This window comes from Ktedonosporobacter rubrisoli, assembly GCF_004208415.1.
GTDB classification, from domain to species: Bacteria; Chloroflexota; Ktedonobacteria; order Ktedonobacterales; family Ktedonobacteraceae; genus Ktedonosporobacter; species Ktedonosporobacter rubrisoli.
In genome coordinates this window covers 7,771,251-7,786,355 of the sequence record NZ_CP035758.1, presented here as the reverse complement: position 1 = coordinate 7,786,355, position 15,105 = coordinate 7,771,251, and the positions used below count along the sequence as shown (strand labels likewise).

Annotated in this window: 16 protein-coding genes; 6 read left to right on the top strand and 10 right to left on the bottom strand. The window is 55.4% G+C overall.

Features of this window, described 5'->3' with window-relative positions; genetic code table 11:
* Window positions 1-25: 25 nt before the first annotated feature.
* On the bottom strand, window positions 26-1,003 hold the full coding sequence (locus EPA93_RS33890) for a zinc-binding dehydrogenase (RefSeq protein WP_129891760.1): 978 nt from the start codon (window positions 1,001-1,003) through the stop codon (window positions 26-28).
* A gap of 194 nt (window positions 1,004-1,197) precedes the next feature.
* Here EPA93_RS33890 and EPA93_RS33885 point away from each other — a divergent pair, with 194 nt between their 5' ends.
* The gene (locus EPA93_RS33885) at window positions 1,198-1,782 is read left to right on the top strand and encodes a TetR/AcrR family transcriptional regulator (RefSeq protein ID WP_242527195.1); all 585 of its coding nucleotides are present in this window, start codon (window positions 1,198-1,200) and stop codon (window positions 1,780-1,782) included.
* A gap of 728 nt (window positions 1,783-2,510) precedes the next feature.
* The gene (locus tag EPA93_RS33880; RefSeq protein ID WP_129891759.1) at window positions 2,511-4,103 is read left to right on the top strand and encodes an FAD-dependent monooxygenase; all 1,593 of its coding nucleotides are present in this window, start codon (window positions 2,511-2,513) and stop codon (window positions 4,101-4,103) included.
* 64 nt (window positions 4,104-4,167) lie between these two features.
* Here EPA93_RS33880 and EPA93_RS33875 read toward each other — a convergent pair whose 3' ends face one another.
* The 9 genes from EPA93_RS33875 to EPA93_RS33835 form a co-directional block, all read right to left on the bottom strand.
* A complete protein-coding gene (locus tag EPA93_RS33875; RefSeq protein WP_129891758.1) occupies window positions 4,168-4,473 on the bottom strand; it encodes a putative quinol monooxygenase in 306 nt (101 codons plus the stop codon).
* A gap of 127 nt (window positions 4,474-4,600) precedes the next feature.
* Entirely contained in the window at window positions 4,601-4,810 is a 210-nt protein-coding gene (locus EPA93_RS33870) for a hypothetical protein (RefSeq protein ID WP_129891757.1), read from the bottom strand.
* Window positions 4,811-4,831: 21 nt separating this feature from the next.
* Complete coding sequence (locus EPA93_RS33865; RefSeq protein WP_129891756.1) at window positions 4,832-5,080, bottom strand: hypothetical protein; 249 nt, start codon at window positions 5,078-5,080, stop codon at window positions 4,832-4,834.
* 23 nt (window positions 5,081-5,103) lie between these two features.
* Entirely contained in the window at window positions 5,104-6,399 is a 1,296-nt protein-coding gene (locus EPA93_RS33860) for an ABC transporter permease (RefSeq protein ID WP_129891755.1), read from the bottom strand.
* Between the two features lie 33 nt (window positions 6,400-6,432).
* Window positions 6,433-7,146: an ABC transporter ATP-binding protein gene (locus EPA93_RS33855; protein ID WP_129891754.1), complete on the bottom strand. Its 714-nt coding sequence runs from the start codon at window positions 7,144-7,146 to the stop codon at window positions 6,433-6,435.
* A 285-nt stretch (window positions 7,147-7,431) separates the two neighbouring features.
* A complete protein-coding gene (locus tag EPA93_RS33850) occupies window positions 7,432-8,367 on the bottom strand; it encodes an alpha/beta hydrolase (protein WP_129891753.1) in 936 nt (311 codons plus the stop codon).
* 206 nt (window positions 8,368-8,573) lie between these two features.
* Window positions 8,574-9,212, bottom strand: a complete 639-nt coding sequence (locus EPA93_RS33845; protein WP_129891752.1) for a response regulator — start codon at window positions 9,210-9,212, stop codon at window positions 8,574-8,576.
* Window positions 9,209-9,568: a sensor histidine kinase gene (locus EPA93_RS33840; RefSeq protein WP_129891751.1), complete on the bottom strand. Its 360-nt coding sequence runs from the start codon at window positions 9,566-9,568 to the stop codon at window positions 9,209-9,211. The genes EPA93_RS33845 and EPA93_RS33840 overlap by 4 nt, the downstream gene beginning before the upstream one ends.
* The gene (locus tag EPA93_RS33835; protein ID WP_129891750.1) at window positions 9,460-10,836 is read right to left on the bottom strand and encodes a sensor histidine kinase; all 1,377 of its coding nucleotides are present in this window, start codon (window positions 10,834-10,836) and stop codon (window positions 9,460-9,462) included. Before EPA93_RS33835 ends, EPA93_RS33840 begins: the two co-directional genes overlap by 109 nt.
* Before the next feature lie 361 nt (window positions 10,837-11,197).
* Here EPA93_RS33835 and EPA93_RS33830 point away from each other — a divergent pair, with 361 nt between their 5' ends.
* The 4 genes from EPA93_RS33830 to sufD all read left to right on the top strand — a co-directional run bounded on the left by EPA93_RS33830 (window position 11,198) and on the right by sufD (window position 15,082).
* Window positions 11,198-12,016 (top strand): class I SAM-dependent methyltransferase, encoded by an 819-nt coding sequence (locus EPA93_RS33830; protein WP_129891749.1) that lies wholly within the window; start codon window positions 11,198-11,200, stop codon window positions 12,014-12,016.
* Window positions 12,017-12,231: 215 nt separating this feature from the next.
* The gene (locus EPA93_RS33825) at window positions 12,232-12,774 is read left to right on the top strand and encodes an RrF2 family transcriptional regulator (RefSeq protein ID WP_422877867.1); all 543 of its coding nucleotides are present in this window, start codon (window positions 12,232-12,234) and stop codon (window positions 12,772-12,774) included.
* A gap of 27 nt (window positions 12,775-12,801) precedes the next feature.
* Window positions 12,802-13,632, top strand: a complete 831-nt coding sequence (gene sufC, locus EPA93_RS33820; RefSeq protein WP_129891748.1) for a Fe-S cluster assembly ATPase SufC — start codon at window positions 12,802-12,804, stop codon at window positions 13,630-13,632.
* Window positions 13,625-15,082, top strand: coding sequence for a Fe-S cluster assembly protein SufD (sufD, locus tag EPA93_RS33815; RefSeq protein WP_129891747.1), 1,458 nt, complete (start codon window positions 13,625-13,627; stop codon window positions 15,080-15,082). Before sufC ends, sufD begins: the two co-directional genes overlap by 8 nt.
* Window positions 15,083-15,105: the final 23 nt, after the last annotated feature.

Here is a 15,105-nt window from a genome sequence, read left to right as displayed (position 1 = left end):
CATCGTCTTTGCCCATGTCCATCTTTCATGGAAGAAGCAGCACTTTTCCTATCGTCCGACGTTCCTCAAGGGCTGCATGCGCCTCCGCAGCTTGCTCTAAAGGATAAGTCTGGCCGATGACCGCTCTGAGGCGACCAGCAGCAACGCAAGAAAGCACTTCCCGGCTCCAGGCGTGTTTCTCTTGCTCTGGGGCGGCCATCATGATTCCGAGGGCACCAACCACGGTAATGCCCCGCCTTGCCAGGTTCAACGTTTCTATCGTAATCCCTGCACCCGATGAAATCCCGAAGATACCCAGACGACCATGAACGTTCGCTGTTGCATCTAATGCTCCTCTTCCGATGGCTCCTCCCACCGAATCAATCACCACATCGGCCCCCTTGCCTCCCGTGATCTCGCGTACCCGTTCTACCCAGTTATCCTCGCTGTAGTCAATGGTCGCATCTGCCCCTAGCTGCGAGAGAACAACGCCCTTCTCCTTGCCTCGCGCCGCACCAATCACGGCACCTGCCCCTGCTGCTTTCGCCAGTTGGAGTAACAGAGAACCGATAGCACCTGCCGCAGCCGTGATCAGCACGGTCTCGCCTGGTTGGACACGCACCGCCGAGAGGACGCCGAAAGCGACCTGCCCCGAGAGAAAGGCCGCAGTCGCCTGCTCAATGGATACCTTTGCGGGAACTGGTAAAACCGCATCGGCGTTGACAACAAATAGGTCTGCATACCCTCTCCCACCCGAGTTGCTTGCAAGCACAAGCAAGCCTACCAACGACGGATCAACGCCCTCTCCGACGTGAATAATCTGCCCGCCAACTTCCCAGCCCGGTTCAAAAGGGAGTGGGAAGGATGATGGATACTTTCCACGACGTGCAAATGTTTCTCCAAAACCAATGCCCGATGCCATGACCTTGATCATGACCTGGCCAGGACCGAGCTGTGGCTCTGCTTGCTCTACTACCTGTAATACTTCTGGCACTCCATATTTATGAGCTTTAACAAGACGCATGAACAAACTCCTTTATGTGCTCTTATTTGTTCACCATTGGTGACGAACTGTCCCATGATTTTTGACAGCAACATTGATTCGTGACATACTGATTGTGAGAAGACAAGCTGTCATATCCAAAGGATAGTCTGGCCGAGCGATGGAAACAAGGAGCAATCCAGGAGAATTGTCTCAGCTTCGACAAGGAGCGCAAAGTGTCTCAGAACTCCAATGATTTGCGTGCGAAACGGACACGAAAGCTGTTGCGGGAAGCTCTGCTTGAGTTGATTGAGGAGCGCGGCTTCGACGCGATTACCGTGGGAGAGTTAGCTTCGCGCGCGATGGTGAGCCGCGCAGCGTTTTATCGCTATTATCAGGATAAATATGATCTGGTCGAGCAGATTTTTAAGGAAGCCATGCAAACCTTTATCCGCGACATTGGCCCACATCCTTATGCATCCCTGAGCCTCGATCTGCAAAATGCTCTTGTTCCGCAACGGTGGGTGAAGTTCTTCGAGCACTTCGCTGGATATGAACGGCTCTATCGCGTGCTGCTCAGTGGAAAGGGGAGTCCCTGGTTTGCGGACCATATCCGAGCCTATCTGGCCGAAGTGAGGAGCGAGCGCAAGCAAGAACATTGCTCAACGCCCAATGGAAAGCAGGGGATGGGCAATCAGGCAATCATTTCCGAGTACGTCCCTGCTCTTGTCGATGCACTGCTCATTGATACCATCGTCTGGTGGCTTGAACAAGGAAGACCTGTTCCCCCGAGCAGATCGCCACTTCCTGCTGGCGCCTGATCGTTGCTCTGCTCAAGGAGGCGAGGAGCTGGTAATGACTGCTCTTGGAGGAGGTAGCACGACCATGAAGAACCTTTTGCACGCTCTTCTCGGCCTCTTCTAGCTCTAGTAGCACTGACTGCAAATAGTGAATCTGGCAGAAAATGGCTGAGAGAAGACTCCAATAAGCCATATCTGTGTAGCTCATGGTTCATTGGGTGAAAAGTCGGACAAAGGGACTTCAAGCCAGTATTCGCGTCCGAAGCTTCACCCAATGAACCACTTTTACAGTTATATGGTACGTCGTATCTTTCCGTCAGGATCGCACTGACAGGCCTCTTGCGCTATGCGCCGCTACGACCAGGCAAGGCTTTCCTCGCCACTTTGCTCCACGACCTGAGCTTGACAATATGCATCCTACCAATTATACTTATCAATGAATAAAATATTCATTCATTGCAAGATAAGGATGCATGCCGGAAGAGAGAGGCGCACCTTACCACTATTGCTTAAAGCGGCTTGGGCGTTCTTGCCCATCCTGGTCAGGCGGGTTTGTATTCAATACTGCCAGGACTGCCAGCTTCGGCCAGAGATTGGCTTATCGCCATAGCAATATTAAATTACAACTCTTGTCTCGTCGTCATGAGGAACCGTCAGCAGCTTACATGTTCACGTCTTAAACACTATTTAGTCGGTTCGCCAGCTAAAAAAATCTTTGCGAGATAAATCGCTCAATAAAAGGAGAAAAAATGTCTAAGAGTCCTGTCACATCCATCATCGATGTTCTGATCGTTGGTGCGGGACCAGCGGGTTTAACCCTGGCCTGCGAGCTTGCCCGCCGGGGCAAAACGATCAGCATCATCGACAAGCTGCCGGAGCCGCCCATAGGCTCACGCGCCCGCGGCTTAAGTCCGCGCTCCCAGGAAATCTTCGAGGATCTGGGCGTTCTTGCCGAGCTCTCGACCTATGCCGAGCCCGGGCTGCCCTGGCGCATCTACGGTAGCAACAACCAGCTTGTTCGCGAGATTGATCCGGCCGCCAATGCCGACGTATCCCCGACCCCAGATGCTCCCTATCGAAGCTTTCTGCAGGTCAGCCAGCGCTACACCGATGCCGTCTTGCGCAAATGCCTGGCATCCCATGGCGTAGATGTCGAGTGGGATTGCCAGCTTGTGGCCCTCACGCAGCAAGCTGAGCACGTCATCGCTCAAGTGCTACACGCCGGCAAGCATGAGACGATCCAGGCGCGCTATCTGGTGGGCTGCGATGGCGGACACAGCGCCGTACGCAAATACGCGGACATTCCTTTAGCCGGCTCAGCCTTGCAGGACCAACCGAGCATTTTTGCCAATGTGCAGGTCAGCGGGCTCTCTTCCGCTTACTGGCACTTCTGGTCGGGCAGCAATCCCGCCTCAGCCTGGAACATGACCTTACAGCCTATCGTGCGGCAAGACACCTGGTCCTTCTACACTACCAATGTAAAGCCAGATAAGGATGGCAACCTGCCCGCCCCTACCCTGGAAACCCTCCAGCGCCTCTTTGCTGAACGTGTGGGGCTGCCCAATGTCCATTTCAGCCAGCTCAGCTGGTTCTCCATTCACCAATCGAGTGCACGCCTGGTCCAGCAATACCGCAGCGGAAGAATTTTTCTCGCCGGGGATGCCGCCCACGTGGGGATCTCAGGTGGGCAGGGCATGAACGTGGCCATCCAGGATGCCTACAATCTCGGCTGGAAACTTGCCCTCGTTCTCGCAGGTGCACCTGATGCGCTGCTCGACACTTATGAGGCCGAACGCCTGCCCATTGCCCGAAGCTTTATGGCGGTCACCGCTCAACACTATGCCAGGGACGAAAACAGCTCTACAACTGGCGAGCAGGCGGTAGCCAGGCAGCTCGATTTTGTTGCCGATCTTTTCCAACTCGGCCTGACCTATCAAGACAGCAGCCTTTCGCGCAATCTGGCTTCCAGCTCGGGCATACAAGCTGGCCAGCGCGCTCCCGACGCGCCATGCCTGCGAGCAGCCAGCGGCGAGGCGGTGCGCCTGTTCGATCTCTTCAGAGGCCCGCATTTTACCCTGCTCTCCTTCGGTGAGCAGCCCATGCCAAAGCTGCCGGATGCCTACAAGGATCTCGTGCGCACCTACAGAATCATTAGCCCAGAAAACGAGAGCCTGGCTAACAGTGAAACGCTGATTGACGCCGATGGACACGCTTTCCGCGCCTATGAAATTGCTGAGCACGCGCTCATCCTGGTTCGTCCCGATGGGTATATCGGCCTCACGGCAGATAGTTTCGAGGAGGCGGCGCTCAGCGAGTATCTGCGCGCCGTTCTGGGTCGCTAAAGCCTGCGTGACCTCTCTGGGAAACGCCATAGATGCGCTCTATGGCGCTGCCCGGCTTAGCATATTACTTATGATCGGCCCGCAAGGGCTCCCAGGTCTCAATCTCGCGTTCCTGCTCCAGGAGAGCGGGAAGCGCCTCGTGCCAGGCGCGCCGATAAGGGCGCTGCAACTGCACATTCACGACGTCCTCGTGGCTCTCCCACGTTTCGTAGAGCATAAAGCGATACTCCGAGCTCGGATCGCGATGCAGGATTGCTTCATGGAACATTGGCTCGCTGCGCATAGCGTCGAGCACTCCATTCAGCAGTTCGAGAAACTGTGCGCGCCGTTCTGGCACCACCTGGAACTTGATAACATAGGTGACTGGCATATCTAACTTCCTACCCTTTCTTCTCAACACAAATCTTTCTATAGTTCCTCCACGCTTATAGCCTACACCTATATGAGGGTAAAAGTGACCCTGTTTATAAAAGCAGAGAGGAGGGCAACAGCTCGTGCTATGCCGCCATGAACAGCGCCCTGCTCTGCAGCGCCACCCGCTCTGCGCTGGCCGGCATTTGCCATTGATAGCCAGAAAGCGAGCCCTGATACCTATAGATCTGGGGCTGGCGTGGAATGAAGAGCAGGGCCAGGATCGCGATTGCCAGGATGAGCGTGATCACGCCCAGCACGATATGCTGTCGCAACGTATTTGTCTCATTGTCCATCTTTATAACATCTCCTGCGCCTTAGCGCGTAATAAGCTGCATAGCGATATCAATATGAAGATCCAGGCCGGCCTGCAGGGCCAGCGGCGCGCGAGCCGGGTTGACCTGGCCGCTACTTTTCCCGGATGGCAAGGCTCCGGGTGGGATTTGCTTTGGGGTAATCCCGATATTAAAGAATGGCAAGATATGCATGATCAGCACGAGAATGAGCACAACGATAGTGAAGATCTGCAGGATATAGAGCGTGCGTGACTGACTATTATTTTCCACAGCTAGTGCCTCTCCTTGCATTTTTAGGAAGTACGTAAAGCTACAATCGGGTCGAGATCGCTGGCGCGCACGGCAGGATAGAGACCAAAGAGAATGCCCGTCAGTCCAGCCACGCCTACCGCAAGCAGGATCGCCCCTGGATCGAGGACGAAGGGCAGTTGGGAGCTAACGACGATCTGATAGCCAGTAAAGACACCAAAGAAGACCCCGATAGCGCCACCCAGGATGCTTAAGACAAGCGCCTCTATCAAAAATTGGTTGCGAATATCACTCTTGCGCGCTCCCACAGCCAGGCGAATGCCGATTTCGCGCGTGCGTTCGGTCACCGAAACGAGCATAATGTTCATGATGCCAACGCCCCCAACTGTTAACGAGATGGCCGCGATGCCAATTAGGAGCGCGCCAAGAGATGAGGCGCTGGCCTGCTTGTTCTGGATAAGCTGCATGGGCGATTGTATCCAGAAGTCATCTTTATTGCCACTGACCCGGTGCCTGCGCTCCAGGAGGTCAGTGATCTCCTGTTGGACCAGATTTATATTGTTGGTATCGTCAACCAGAACCTCTATCTGTCCCACGGTCGGCGTATTGAGTATGCGGGCCTGGGCCGTGCCAAAGGGCATATAGATCACTTGATCGTTCATGATATTTGACTCGCCGAGCACGCCCACAACCTTAAAAAGGCTGCTGCTAACGCGAATGGTCTGCCCGAGCGGGTTCGTATGGGAAGGCCCGAAAAGGGTCTGGGCCACCAGAGCGCCTATAACCACATTGGCCGCCCGCCTCTGCTCATCCCAGGGGCTAAACCACTGGCCCGCTGCGAGTTGCAGGCTATGGATATCCTGGTAGTTTGTCGCGACGCCTGAGATTTGGAAGCTGCCGCTTTGATCCCTGTAGACCGCCTGCAAGTTGCTCTGCTGCACGGGCCCAACCTGCGTTACGTGAGGCAACGTTTGTAGGGCCTGAACGTCGCTCAGGGTTAATGAAGTTGGACCTGTGCCGCCCGCCTTGAAGAGTATAAAGCCCTTGCCAGCCGCCGGTGGCGAGCCTGGCATCACGGTGAGGATATTTGTGCCCAGGCTAGCAAAGCTCTGAGCCACATTCGCGCTTGTGCCCTGGGCTTGAATTGTGGCCGTTATGACGGCAGCCACACCGATAATGATGCCAAGCATGGTCAGGAACGAGCGCGAGCCATTGGCCAGCAAGGCCTTGAGGGCGGCCTTAAAATTGGCCCTGATTAGCCAGCCGCGCGAGCTGGACCGTCTCTTTTCGGGCCACGACGACACAACGCGCGGAGGCGGAGCTAGCGTACTACTGCTCATAACAAAATCCTCCTTTGTCTTCTGGCATTTGCTTTAGACATTGCGTACAACCTGCCCATCTCTAAACTCAATGTGATGGCCGGCAATGGCGGCGACCTCGGCGCTGTGCGTCACAACGATAATAGTGATGCCCTTGGCGTTTAGGGTTTTGAGCAAGTCTAGAATTTCCTGGCTCGTGTGGCTATCTAGATTGCCGGTCGGCTCATCTGCCAGCAGGAGCGAGGGCTGACCGACGAGCGCGCGGGCAATGGCGACGCGCTGTTGCTGGCCGCCCGAAAGCTGGACGGGAAGATGTTGCATACGCTCTTTAAGCCCAACCAGGTGCAGGGCACGCATGGCACGCTGGCGCTGCTCGCGCTCAGGCAGTCCTCGATAGATGAGTGGGAGCATGACGTTGCTGAGGGCTGTCTCGCGCATCAGCAGGTTGAAGTTCTGGAAGATAAAGCCTAGCTGCTGATTGCGGATCTCGGCCAGCTGGTTGGGCTGCATCTGGCTAACTTTGATGCTATTGAGCCAGTATTCTCCGCTGCTCGGGCGGTCCATGCAGCCGATGAGATTCATAAAGGTAGTTTTGCCCGAGCCAGAAGGCCCGACAATGGCCACCAGTTCGCCCGGATAGATATCGAGCGAAACATCCTGCAAAGCCTGCACTCTGTTCTGGCCCATACGGTAGATCCGCGACAGATTCCTCACGGCGACTACCGGCATGACGTTCCCGGCCTCTGCCTGCTCGGCTAAGGTCGCCATTTTTGCATCCTGTGCTTAAGCATTGTTATGTAAGGTTTTCCTTTCTGCCTTCATAGAGCAATGGCTCTGGCCAGACTCCTGCACAGCCTGGATATTCGTCAGGGTTGGTTGCGCTGCCCGCTTCGCCTACGTTTGCCAGTATAAAGAGGCTGCGTGCAGAGCACATCTACTGAAAGGGCAGAAATGAACGGCAGAAGGGCAAAAAAAATTGCCCTTTCGGGCAATCACTAAAAAAGAGCTTGAGCACAACACCTGTTCAAACCGGAGCTTTCAGTAAATGTAAGGTTAGGATTTGAGGGCCGCGCGCAACTGCTCACCCACAAAGCGCATGGCAGCCTTACCCTGCCTTAGCACACCGGCCAGGCGCATAAAGGGATGGATCATGCCATCGTACCGTTTCAGCACCACTGGCACACCGGCCTCCTGCAAGCACCGCGCGTAGCTCTCCCCTTCGTCGCGCAACATATCGTACTCGGCAGTAACGATCAGAGCAGGCGGCAAGTCCGCGAGATTTTCGGCGCGTAGAGGCGAGGCGTAGGGCGCGATGGCTTTTGCCTCGTCGGGCACATACAGCCGCCAGGCCAGCGCATAGAGCTCCTTGCTCGATACATAGCCTTCGGCAAACTCCTCGTATGAAGCAGTCCCGGGCCGATAGTAATCGGTGATGGGCTGCAGAAGCACCTGGTAGCGAAACTTGGGTCCTTGACGCTCCCGCGCCAGCATAGTTACGACAGTAGCCAGGTTCCCGCCCGAACTATCGCCGCCGATGGCCAGGCGCGTGGCGTCACCCTGCAAGCTCGCCGCATGCTCCGTAAGCCAGACAGCTGCCGCATAGCAGTCTTCGAGCCCAGCCGGAAAAGGCTGCTCAGGAGCCAGGCGATAGCCAACCGAAGCGACAAGGCAGCCTGATTCGACCGCCAGGTGGCGACAAAACTTATCGTAGCCAGCAATGCTTCCGGCAATCCAGCAGCCGCCATGAATAAACAGCAGGATCGGGAACGGTCCCTCACCCAGCGGCGTATAGAGGCGCAGCGGCAGATCAGCGCCCGGAAGTGGAATTGTGCGATCTGTCACGCTGGCCAGCTGACCGGTTTCTCCTCCCATCTCATCTACTTCATCCATAGCCTGGCGCATAGCCTCCAAGGATAACGTATGCAGCGGTGGGCCCGGCGAGGCGTTCACGGCTTGCAGCAGATTGGCGACCTCAGGATCGAGAGGCATCCTTGTATCTCCTTCTATGAACAACAAATATAAGCAACGATTTTAGCGAAGCATACAAGTTCGAGTCGACTTGAAGTCAATAGGGAACATTTCAGCTTCTGAGCAGAGCAGGAAATGAGTAAAACCCATCGTGGGAAAGAACAGGCATGATGGAAGCTATTTCACACGCATAATTTGGCCGGGCATCAGAGCCAGCGCAGGAAGAACTAAGGATTGATCAGGTGCTCGCGCAGGGCGCGGGCTACAGCCTCGGCCCGATTGGCCACATCCAACTTGCGGAAAATAATCGTCGTATGGAACTTGACGGTGCGCTCAGCCATATGCAGCTCCTCGCCGATCGCCTTATTAGAGAGCCCTTGCGCAATCAAGGTCAGGATCGCGCGCTCCCGCTCGGTCAGCACCTCCGGCCGGCCCTCGCCGCGCAGCATACGCTCCATCGAACCCAGCAAGCGCTCGGTGACTAACGGCTCAAAGAGTGAGCCGCCAGCGGCCACAACCCGCAGCGCGCGCAGCACCTCTTCAAGTCCCGCCCCCTTGAGCAGATAGCCCTTTGCCCCCGCGCGGACAGCATCAAGGATCAGCTCCTCAGAGCCATAGGCCGTCAGCACGATCACGCGCACCGCCGGAAATTCGCCCTGCACGCGTTTGAGCACGCTCACGCCATCAAGGTCGGGCATCTCAAGATCGAGCAGCACAACATCCGGTTGCCAGCGCTGGATACTGGCCAGCGCGGCCTGGCCCGTGGCTGCCTCGCCCACGATCTGCAGATCTGGCTGCGTGCCGAGCATGCTGGCCAGTCCTTCGCGCACGATTCGATGATCATCAACCAGCAAGATACGTATCAAGTTGTTCCGCCTCCATTGTAGGCAAATTTATGACTGAGCACCTCGTCCTTAAGCGGAATCATAGCCACAATCTGCGTGCCCACGCCCGGCGTGCTGATTGTCTCCAATCTGCCCTGCAGCATCTTGAGGCGCTCCTGCATCCCGATCAGGCCAAAGCCACCACCTTTTTTATGCGAGCGGAGCGCCAGAGGATCAAAGCCCTGGCCATCATCGGTAATCGTCAGGCAAAGCTCGTTCCTCTCAAGGCTTAGCTCCACATCGATATGCTGCGCCTTACCATGCTTACTGGCATTGCTGAGCGCCTCTTGTGCGACGCGATAACAGGCAAGCGTGCTGGCCGGGGCAGCGTTTGCCAGAGCGGAGCGTCAGCAGGCGGCCTGCTCACACAGAAGCTCACCTGGCCGCCTGGCCCATGCGTTCCGCTCTCGTCTTGCCAGGTAGCCACAAGCGCCGCCAGAGCCGAGGGCAGGCTACGCCCATCCAGGGCATCGCTGCGCAGATCAAGAATTGAGTCGCGCGTCTCCTTAAGATAGGCTCCGGCCAGTTCCCGCGCCAGTTCCATATGCTCAGAGGCGAGCTGAGGACTGGCTGTGAATAGCTGTGTGCCAGTCTCCAGATGCATCTTAATTGCCGCCAGGCCCTGAGCCAGCGTATCGTGCACCTCGCGAGCTACGCGGGACCGCTCGCGCATGGTTGCCAGATCCTCAGCATGCAGCGCATATGCCCGCAATTGCTCCTGAGCAGCGGTCAGCTCTTTCACAAGAGTATCGCTGCGCGTACGCGCATTACGCTCATGCAGGCCAATCGCCGTAAAGATATGCAGGCAGAGCAAGCCCAGCAGCCAGATCCCCAGCAGAAATACCTGCGTCGTCCCGCCTACCTGTATTCCCAGCATTGGAATGCGCAGGAGCCATTGATCTGGCTTCTCGATTGGCAGCTGTAGCGATTTGAAAACGATGTCACCTGATGGTGTAGGAAGCGGGATCTGAGCATGATAGCTCTGTAAGCCGGAGAAGACAATGCTGAGCAGGACGATAAGCAGAATAAGGCCCTCGGTCAGCCAGGCAAACTTCTTATTGAAGGTGACGCGAGCATGCGCTACTATCGCATAAGCAACGATACAGAGCTGGAATTGATCGGCCAGGTCCGGCGCGAAACGCGGCAGGATGAAGAGCGTAACTAAGGCCAAGGCCGCGCTCAGGCTGACCAGGTAGGCTATATGCTGCTCCGGCTTAGGAAATAGTTTTGGTTGCAGCACCGCCAGCACAATATAGAGCAGAATTGCCCCAGCAACCGGGATGAGCAAGGGAAGCCAGTTCGCCCCGCTCGTTGTGTTGAAATAGAGCTTGACATCCGGCGGAAGCTGCTGATCTACTTGCGACAACTTGTCCATCAAAATTACTGCCTGCCTGGGACCAAACATGATCGGACCAAACCAGCCCGGCAAGCGGGATAAGAGCTCGACCAGTAAAGCAATCAGCCCCAGACCCAGCAGAACCCAGCCCATAAACATGATCCCGCTCTTTAGCTGCCTATACCATTGGTATAGATGCGCGTGCACGGCTAGAGCTAGCGAGTCCTTGCCTATTTTGTGCCAGCGCTCCTTAACCTGATCGATATACATACACTCCTCGCCCTCTAAAAAGATACTGTGTACGCCTGTCCCACTCCCAGGCTTAAGTTTAGCATGAGATGACCTTAGCGTCTATGCAGTTAGTGTACTAATAAGACATGCGAACATCCCTATTGCATCCTGGCATATTTTTATGCTAAGCTCTACAGTGGTCAGGGATTTCTGCTGCACAAAAGCTGAATTGTCAAAGGCTTCGCCTTGACGTGGGTGGATCCTTGGGGCACCACCCCAATTTCGCTCCCTCCTCGGCCCAGCCGTAGGCGGCAAAAGAAGCAGGCAGTAGCCCTGCTACAGTGACATATATGCACATCTGTATCATATACTTTTTTTCTGTCTAAAGGGAAAACCTTCTATGCTCTACGAACTAGGGGAATATTACGAAAGGGTCGATGATTACGACCTTGAATATCAGAGCCAATCTGAATTAGATGTACCATTCTGGCGCGAACTAGTCATGCGCTATACCCCGCAGCGCGTCCTGGAACTGGCCTGTGGTAGTGGACGTATTGGTCTTGAATTACTGCACAGCCCCGGCGATTTCAAGCTCGACGGGCTTGACATTGAGCCGGCCATGCTCAAAGCTTATCAGCGCAAATTGCAAAGTGAACCCATAGCAACACAGCAGCGCGTCACTTTGCATGAAGCCAACATGGTCAACTACAACCTTCCTCACAAAGGCGACTACGACCTCATCTTGCTGCCCTTCAATTCTATCGCCCATCTCTACGAGATCGAGCAGCAGCTTGACGCCTTTAAGAACACCTACGACCACCTCATGCCGGGTGGTCGTTTTGTTGTCGATACCTTCCTCCCAGACATCGACTACCTGAGCAATGCCCTCAATCGTCCCAGCAACGTCTACCTGGAAGACGAGATCGAGGATAGCAACCAGGAATTTACCATGCTGCTCTACACAAGTCGCAAGTATGACACCTTTGAGCAGTTGCAGCATATTGTCTGGACTCACGAGAAATTCTTCGAGACAGGCGAGAATGAGCGCTACCTGACGCGCCTTGATATGCACGTCTTTTTCCCGCGCGAACTACAGTTGCTCTTCCTAGCCGCCGGTTTCCGCATTGAAGCAATTTACGGAAGCTACGACTGGAAACCCTTTGGCAAGGGCACGCGCCAGATCGTCGTCGGACGTAAGGCCGGACTCACCCTAGTCTAAACCTTACCACCAGGCTTTTTCAGGGACCTGTTTTCCTGAGTTTTCTACAGGTGTTCAGCGGATTGCCCGATTCGCTGAACGCCTTTTTTATATGGTAGTTGACGCTCTTCATCACAGGTGCTAGAATATATCCTAGTGAATAGGTCGGAATAAATTGGATATGGATATCCACGCGACACGACGTATCACCTGACGATACGATGAAGGGAGAGGCTATGATGTTACGAGTATCTACCAAAGGCGAATATGGTGTGCGGATCATGGTTGATCTGGCGCGCCATTACGGTGATCGTCCGCGTTCGCTCACCGACATCTCGCAAGCGGAGATGCTACCACTGGCATATTTAGAGCAGCTGGTCAAGCTGTTGCGTGAAGCCGATCCTCCGCTCGTTATCAGCACACGAGGAGCGCATGGCGGCTACCGTCTGAGTCGTGACCCAGGAACCATCTCCATGGGTGAAATAGTGCGCATACTGGAGGGACCTATCGCGCCTATGATTTGCGCGACTGAAGGAGAAATGACCCAGATCTGTGGCTTTCTCGATTCTTGCCGGACAAAATATCTGTGGGCGCGCGTGCGTGATGCAGTAGCAAAAACTCTTGATTCGATCACCTTAGCCGAGCTTGTTGCGGAATCGGGCGAAGATCAGCAGAACCCCGCTCACTTTATTGCTCTCTCTGATATCCATGTAGGGATTAATGCAACAGATTACTCACTGGATAAGGACGGCGGATCGCAGGTTCGCCCTTTAGCATAATTTTTTAAGGAAGGTGTTTTTTCAATAATGGGATCAGAACTTGTCATTAAAAACCTTCATGCCAATATTGAAGGCAAACCAATTTTACGTGGTGTGGATCTTGTCGTACGTCAGGGCGAGATCCATGCTTTGATGGGCCCCAACGGTTCTGGCAAAAGCACGCTTGCCAACGTTATCATGGGAAATCCGCAGTACGAAGTGACTGATGGTGAGATCTGGTTTAAGGGTGAGAACATTCTTGAATACTCCCCGGACCGCCGCGCACGCATGCGCCTCTTCCTGGCTTTCCAGTACCCCATGTCTATTCCCGGCGTGAGCGTGGCTAACTTCCTGCGCCGCGCGCTTGAGGCCGTACGCGAGGGCAATAAGCCTGTTGAAGAGGGCGAAAACCCCACAGGTCGTATGAGCAAGCGCAAGACCGTTCCTCCCGGTGAGTTCCGCAAGCTGCTACAAGAGAAAATGCGCTTGCTTAAAGTAGATAATAGCTTCATCAATCGCTCGATCAATGATGGCTTCTCCGGCGGTGAGAAGAAGCGCGCCGAAATCCTGCAGATGGCCTTGCTAGAGCCCGAGATTGCCCTTATGGACGAAACCGACTCAGGTCTTGACATCGATGCACTCAGAATCGTTTCTGAAAGCGTCAACGCGATTACCGGCCCCAACCTGGGCATTCTGCTCATCACCCACTATCAGCGCATGCTCAACTATATCAAGCCCGACTTTGTGCATGTGATGTTTAACGGTCGCATCGTCAAGTCCGGTGGCAAGGATCTGGCCCTTGAGCTCGAAGAGAAGGGCTACGAGTGGCTTAAGCCTTCTGATGAAGAAAACGAGAACGAGGTGACAGCTAATGCTTAATGCTCCAACTGCAGGCTTCTCCCGTAGCGTGATCGAGGAGTTGTCGCGTCGGAAGGGGGAGCCAGAATGGATGCTGCAATTGCGCCTGCGCGCCTGGGAAGCCTACGAGAGCACGCCAGCTCCTCTGGGGCGCCGTGGCGATCTGGGCACGCTCAAGACGCTAGCTAACTTTAAATTCCAGGATCTCAATCCTCTAGCTCTTGGCGAAAAAGGCAGCAAGCTGCCAGCGCGTATCGAAGAGTCCCTGCAAGAGGCTCTGGTCAACGAGCGCTCAGGCCTGATCATCCAACACAATGGCTCGGTTGTGCATACGCAGCTCAGCGAGGAACTGAAAGAGCAGGGCGTTATCCTCAGCGATCTGGATACGGCCGTACGCGAGCATCCCGAACTTGTGCAGAAATACTTCATGACCGAATGTGTCCCGGCGCTCGCAGGCAAGTACACAGCCCTGCATGCAGCCTTCTGGACCGATGGCTTCTTCCTCTATGTGCCCAAAGGTGTAGAGATTGAGGCGCCGATCCTGGCCCAGGTCTGGATCGATGCCGGAGCTTCGGCGATCTTTGCTCACACGCTCATTATTGCCGAGGAGCAGAGTAGCGTACGCTTCGTCGAGGAATATACCTCAAACGTGGCCGAGGATCAGGCTAGTTTGCTTAGCGATGTGGTTGAGGTCTTCGCCAAGCGCGAGGCGCGCGTCGAGTTTAGCAATCTGCAGGATCTCGACCAGCATACCTGGAACATCACCGACAAAAATGCCGTCTACGCGCAAGATGGTAGCGTGACCTTTGTGCTGGCCGATCTTGGCAGCAAGTTGACCTTTGCCAATATTGGCGCTGGCTTGCAAGGCGATGGCAGCGCCGCTGAGCTCGTGGGCGTCTTCTTCACGGACCACGATCAGCGCTATACCATCAAGACCCTTTCCGATCACGCGGCCCTCTCGACGAACGCCGAGACGATGGTCAAGGGCGTGTTGACAGATCAGTCGCGCGTCGAGTTCGAAGGCATGATCCGCGTCGAGCCCGGAGCGCAGCAGACTGCTTCGTTCCTCTCGGCCCATGCCCTGCTCTTGAGCAAGAAGGCCCGCGCCGAACTGATTCCCGGTCTGGAGATTGCGGCCAACGAGGTAAGCGCCAGCCATGGCGCCACCAGCGGCCAGATCGACGAGCAGCAGCTCTTCTATCTCATGGTGCGTGGCATTCCGCGCCCCGAGGCCGAGCGTATCGTTGTCCAGGGCTTCTTCGAGCCGGTCCTGCAGCGTATCCCGCTGGAGAATCTGCGCATCCGCCTGCGCCGCAGTATCGTGCGCCGGATGAGCGGAACCTACGAGACCGAGGCCGATACCTGGGTCGATGCTCAGGAGCGCTGGGAGATCGAGGGCGTCGATGAAGGCGCGATCCATCTCGACGGGAGCACCCGGTCCGACGATGAGATCAAGCTTCAGGAATACTAAACTATAGGGGCGGCTTCCCTGCT